Genomic DNA, 5,411 nt, shown 5'->3' on the forward strand with positions numbered 1-5,411 from the left:
TTTCTTAGGTAATGCCTCCTTAAATAGATATAATTTCCAACCCTTAACAAGACAAACAAACTTTGGCACATTAGATAATCCATTAGCGCTTTTAGTAATTTATCAAGGTCAAGAGCGTGATAGTTACCAAACTCTTTTTGGTGCTTTAGAAGCTAGTTATGAACTTAATGAAAATGTAGATCTTAGTTTGGTTGCATCTACTTACCATACAACAGAAGAAGAACATTTTGATATTTTAGCGCAATACCGTTTAGGAGAAGTAAATAGTAATATTGGAGATGAAGATTTAGGAGAAGTAGAATTTTCTGAAGGTATTGGAGGTCAACTTAATCATGGACGTAACGACTTAGATGCACTTATAACTACTGTAGAACACAAAGGAACTGCAAACGTAGAAGAGAACGAAATTAAATGGTCTGTTAAATATACTAATGAAGATATAAGAGATCGTTTAATAGAATGGGAAGTAATCGATTCTGCAGGTTTTTCAATTAATCCTCCAGGTTCTGGTGGTTTTAATCAGGAACCATACGAACCAGATACATTTCCTATCACTGCTTTTCAAAATGTTCAAGCAAGAAATAACACTCAAATAAATAGAATTCAAGCCTATTTACAATGGAGTAAACGATCTACATTAGGTGATGCAGATGTTTGGTATAATGCTGGAATTCGTGCTCATAACTGGCAAGTAACAGATAGTAATGTTACTGGAGATAATCAAATAGTTTTTAGTCCAAGAGGGCAGTTTGCTATAAAACCAAATTGGAAAAAGGACATGTTGTTTCGTGTAAGCGGAGGTTTATATTACCAACCACCATTTTATAGAGAATTACGAGATGCAAGTGGTATTGTACAACCAAATGTAAAAGCACAAAAATCTATTCATTTAGTATTAGGAAACGATTATAGTTTTAAAATGTGGAATAGACCTTTTAAATTAACTACAGAAGCCTATTACAAAGACCTAAGTGATGTAAACCCATATACAGTTGAAAACGTACGTATACGCTATCAAGCAAATAACAATGCAACAGCTTATGCCTATGGATTAGATATGCGTTTAAATGGAGAGTTTGTTCCAGGAACAGAAAGCTGGTTTAGCTTTGGTTATCTAAAAACCGAAGAAAATATTAATAATAGAGGAAGTATTGCCAGACCAACAGACCAACGTCTAAAATTTGCGGCACTTTTTCAAGATTATGTACCAAACTTACCAAACTTTAAAATGTATTTAAATTTAGTTTATAATACAGGTTTACCAGGAGGTTCGCCAAGTTATGCAGACAAGTACCAATATCAAAGTAGATTACCAGATTATAAACGTGCAGATATTGGTTTTCAGTTTGTAGTAGTAGATGGTAAAAAACAATTTGGTAGTGGATGGAAAAAACCTTTTAAAGAATTGTCTTTTGGGTTTGAAATATTTAATGTTTTCGATGTGCAAAATTCTATTACCAATACTTGGGTAAGAGATGTCTATAGTAAAAGGCAATATGCAATCCCTAATTATTTAACACCAAGAGTTTTTAATGTAAGAACAACTATGAAGTTTTAACAGTTTCGTAGTTGCATTATATTTTAAATTTCAAGCTACAGTTGTCAGACTAAATATAACAACTAATGCTTTTTTAAATTTTAATTGTTTAAGTTTTATTAATCTTTGGCTAACTAATTAAATTAAAATTTATGCATTACGAAATTTTAATATTCACTCACCTATTTACTGTGCTTCATACATTTGTTTTAGGAACAGTAAGTCTACTCTTAAAATAAGGAACACCATTACATAAAGTTTTAGGTAGAATTTATATGGCACTCATGCTTGTTACAGCCCTTGTAACTTTATTTATGCCAGCAGCTGTAGGCAAAATACTATTTAATCATTTTGGATGGATTAATCTCTTTAGTTTTTTAACTCTATACACAGCTCCTACTGCTTACTTAGCTATTAAAAAAAGAGATGTAAAAACATATAAACGAAAGATGATTCTACTTTATTTTGGAGCACTTATTATTGCAGGCACATTTACATTTATGCCAGGTCGTTATCTGTATTCTATTTTCTTTAAGTAAATAAGTATCGTTTTAACAAAACCTTTATATTAAATAATATTTAATATTTTATATTTGTATAAAAAATATCTTATGTTCGGAATATTTAAAAAGAAAAGTAAACTAGATAAACTTCAAGACCAATACAAAAATTTGTTAGAGCAATCTTTTAAGCTATCTACAACTAATAGAAGTGAAAGTGATAAAAAACAGGCAGAAGCGCAAAAAGTTTTAGAACAAATAGAAGTCTTACAGCACAACTGTAATTTACTGAAATAGTATCTTCGTAAAAAAAAAATTAATTAAAATAAATGAACTGTCTGCTTACTGGAGGAAATGGAATTGTTGGAAGTCATGTCATTTTCGACTGGTTAAAACAGGCAATTTTTAATAATACTCATGAACATTTATTTGTTGTTATTAGAAATAGTAAAGTTCCTGCAAAGGAACGATTATTAAATGTGCTAAAAAATGAGACAAGGCCAGATTATCTTAAGAACATTAGTATAGAAGAGTGTTTAAAAAAAATAACTGTTATACCTGAAGACCTAGTAAGCATTAAAAAAGAAATACTAGAAGCGTATAATTTTTCAACAATAATACATTGTGCAGGCTCTACTAATTTATCTCATGCTACTAATTCTAAAACTTTAGTACACGAACAAAATTATAAAGCAACTCAACAACTTTTAGAAAATCTTCCAGACCACGTAAATAGGTTTATTTACATAAGTACAGCTTACTCTTTTGGTATTCAAAATGAAGTAGTTAACGATAGTATTTCTCAATACAATGTTACCAATTTTAGAAACCCTTACGAACAGTCTAAATTCGAAACCGAACAATTTGTAATTAAAAAGTGTGAAGACTTAAATATTGATTCTCAAATATTAAGACCAAGTATTATATGTGGTAGACTTCTAGATAAGCCCTTTTTTGAAACACCAAAGTATGATGTCTTCTATTCTTGGCCAATGTTTTTAGAAAAATATTCTAAAAAAAATACTGATGCTTTTAGAATCTGGATTGATAATGAAAGTGGGCTAAATATAGTTCCTGTAGATTTTGTATCTAAAGCCATTTTATATGCTGTTGAACATCCGGAAATTAAAGAATTGAATATTGTTAACCCAAAACAAGTACTCCATAAAGATTACGTTGGAAAAGTATTGGAATCTTTTAATATAAACAATTATGAATATATTGATAAGATGCCAGTAAACCTTAGTGGTTTTGAAGAATTATATTATAAAACCATTGGTCATTTATTTAAAAATTACATATCGATACCTGATCTTCAATTTGACTCAGAGCGCATTAAAACTGTAATAAAACAATTACAACTAGAAAACACACTTGGTGTTCATAAAAACTTTATGAATCTCATTAATTTTTCTGTAGAAAAGAATTTTAGACAAAGTTATTAAGCTAGGCTATTTATAAATTTTATAGACTGCACATTAAAAGCTTCTGGCTGCTCAACATTAACAACATGTCCACAATCTTCTATTACTAGTAAAGAAGATTCTATATGTTTTGAAACTATGTTTTTTATAGATGGTAAAAACAAATGGTCCTGTTCTCCCATAACATATAATGTAGGTATTTTAATGTCTTTAGCTCTAAAAAAACGAAGTAATGGATTTATTTCTGATGTTAGTTTAAACCATTTCACAAATTCTTTTTGATAGAGTTTTTTTGCTTCGTTTACAAACAACAAACGTGAATTTTTGTGGTTTTTACGAGGCATAATAATGAATGCAAAAAACTTATACAACATCATATATGGTACTACAGACTTAAAAACAACACCTAATTTAATAAGTACTTGAGAACGAAAATTTAATTTCATAATTGCGCCTCCCATTATCATACTTTGTACTCTCTCTGGATAGTTTTCTGCTAAATTTCTTATTAAAATAGTTCCTAACGAAATACCAATAAAATGAGATTTCTCAATTTTTAAATGGTCTATTACTTCTACTATATCATTGGTTATAGAATCGAAAGTATATTTAGAATTAAAAGCATCTTTTAGACCAGGTCTAGAGTTACCATGACCTCTTAAATCTAGTACTAATACGTTAAACTGTAAACCAAAACTTCTTATTTGCTTATACCAAATAGAAGAGCTACCTCCTGCTCCATGAACAAAAGTAACCCATTGGTTAGCAGACTTGTTTATATATGTGGTATAGTTTAACATATGGCTAAATTACATAAAATCTTTTAAAACATCTACAACATAATCTATTTCTGCTGTTGTATTGTATTTACAAAACGAAAATCTGAGTGATGGTTTCTGCATATCTTCGTAACAAAGTATTTGTGATAACACATGAGAACCTTTTGCACTACCACTTTGGCATGCGCTTCCCTTTGAACACGCAACTCCTTTTAAATCTAACTGAAATAATAAAATTGGTGCTTTTTCTGGTGCAATTGGTAAACATATATTTATAAGTGTATAGGTGCTTTTGTCTAAATTTGCAGAACCACCATTAAAAGTAGATTCTGGAAAAGCTTCAGAAATGGCTTTAATAAAGTACTTTTTTAATGAAGTTACATATTCACGCTCTTCATTTAAATTTTGATAAGATAATTTTAGCGCTTCTTCTAATCCTACAATATTATGTATTGCTTCTGTTCCTGCTCTAGCTCCTCTCTCCTGCTCTCCTCCAAATATTAAAGGTTTTATACCAGAGTTCTTTCTAACATAGGCAAAACCTACGCCTTTTGGACCATGAAATTTATGTGCACTTACAGCTAAGAAATCTATATTTACTTCTTGTAAATCTAATTCGTAATGTCCTACAGACTGTACAGTATCACTATGAAATAAAGCATCGTTAGCCTTACATAATTCACCAACACGTTTAATATCTAGAATGTTACCAATTTCATTATTAACATGCATGAGACTTACTAATTTCTTCTTTGGAGATTTTAAAAGTTCTTCAAGATGAGTGTAGTCTACATGTCCATCACTATCTAAGTCTACAAACTTAACAGTAATACCATATTCGCGCTCTAACTGGTTTACGGTATATAAAACGGCATGGTGTTCTATATGAGATGTAATTATTGTTTTAACACCAAGATCTCTTACTGCACTTCTTAACGCAAAATTATCTGCTTCTGTTCCTCCAGAAGTAAAAATAATTTCTGAAGCAGAACAATTAAGTTGTTTTGCAACCGTTTTTCTTGCATTTTCTACCAAAGACTTAGAAGAGCGACCATAGCTATGCGTAGAAGACGCATTACCATAACACTCATGCATTACATTTGTCATTCTATCGACTACTTCTGGTCTTAATTGTGTAGTTGCTGCGCTATCAAAATATACTTTCTTCATT

At 30.3% G+C, this 5,411-nt stretch carries 5 protein-coding genes and 1 pseudogene; 4 read left to right on the forward strand and 2 right to left on the reverse strand.

Annotation, left to right across the window (positions count from 1 at the left end):
- From QNK89_RS00395 to QNK89_RS00410, 4 genes and pseudogenes are all read left to right on the forward strand, one after another.
- A partial coding sequence (locus QNK89_RS00395; RefSeq protein ID WP_340168945.1) for a TonB-dependent receptor occupies positions 1-1,558 on the forward strand: 1,558 nt, incomplete at its 5' end.
- Between the two features lie 239 nt (positions 1,559-1,797).
- Positions 1,798-2,076 (forward strand): annotated as a pseudogene (locus tag QNK89_RS00400) (DUF2306 domain-containing protein); the annotation flags it as partial.
- A 72-nt stretch (positions 2,077-2,148) separates the two neighbouring features.
- Positions 2,149-2,334 (forward strand): Lacal_2735 family protein, encoded by a 186-nt coding sequence (locus QNK89_RS00405; RefSeq protein ID WP_340168946.1) that lies wholly within the window; start codon positions 2,149-2,151, stop codon positions 2,332-2,334.
- Between the two features lie 32 nt (positions 2,335-2,366).
- Positions 2,367-3,482, forward strand: coding sequence for an SDR family oxidoreductase (locus QNK89_RS00410; protein WP_340168947.1), 1,116 nt, complete (start codon positions 2,367-2,369; stop codon positions 3,480-3,482).
- Here QNK89_RS00410 and QNK89_RS00415 read toward each other — a convergent pair.
- Positions 3,479-4,261, reverse strand: a complete 783-nt coding sequence (locus QNK89_RS00415; RefSeq protein WP_340168948.1) for an alpha/beta hydrolase — start codon at positions 4,259-4,261, stop codon at positions 3,479-3,481. The genes QNK89_RS00410 and QNK89_RS00415 overlap by 4 nt on opposite strands.
- A gap of 9 nt (positions 4,262-4,270) precedes the next feature.
- On the reverse strand, positions 4,271-5,410 hold the full coding sequence (locus tag QNK89_RS00420) for a cysteine desulfurase family protein (RefSeq protein WP_340168949.1): 1,140 nt from the start codon (positions 5,408-5,410) through the stop codon (positions 4,271-4,273).
- Position 5,411 lies beyond the last annotated feature (1 nt).

The sequence above is a fragment of the Lacinutrix sp. genome, from assembly GCF_037625555.1.
Lineage (GTDB): Bacteria > Bacteroidota > Bacteroidia > Flavobacteriales > Flavobacteriaceae > Lacinutrix.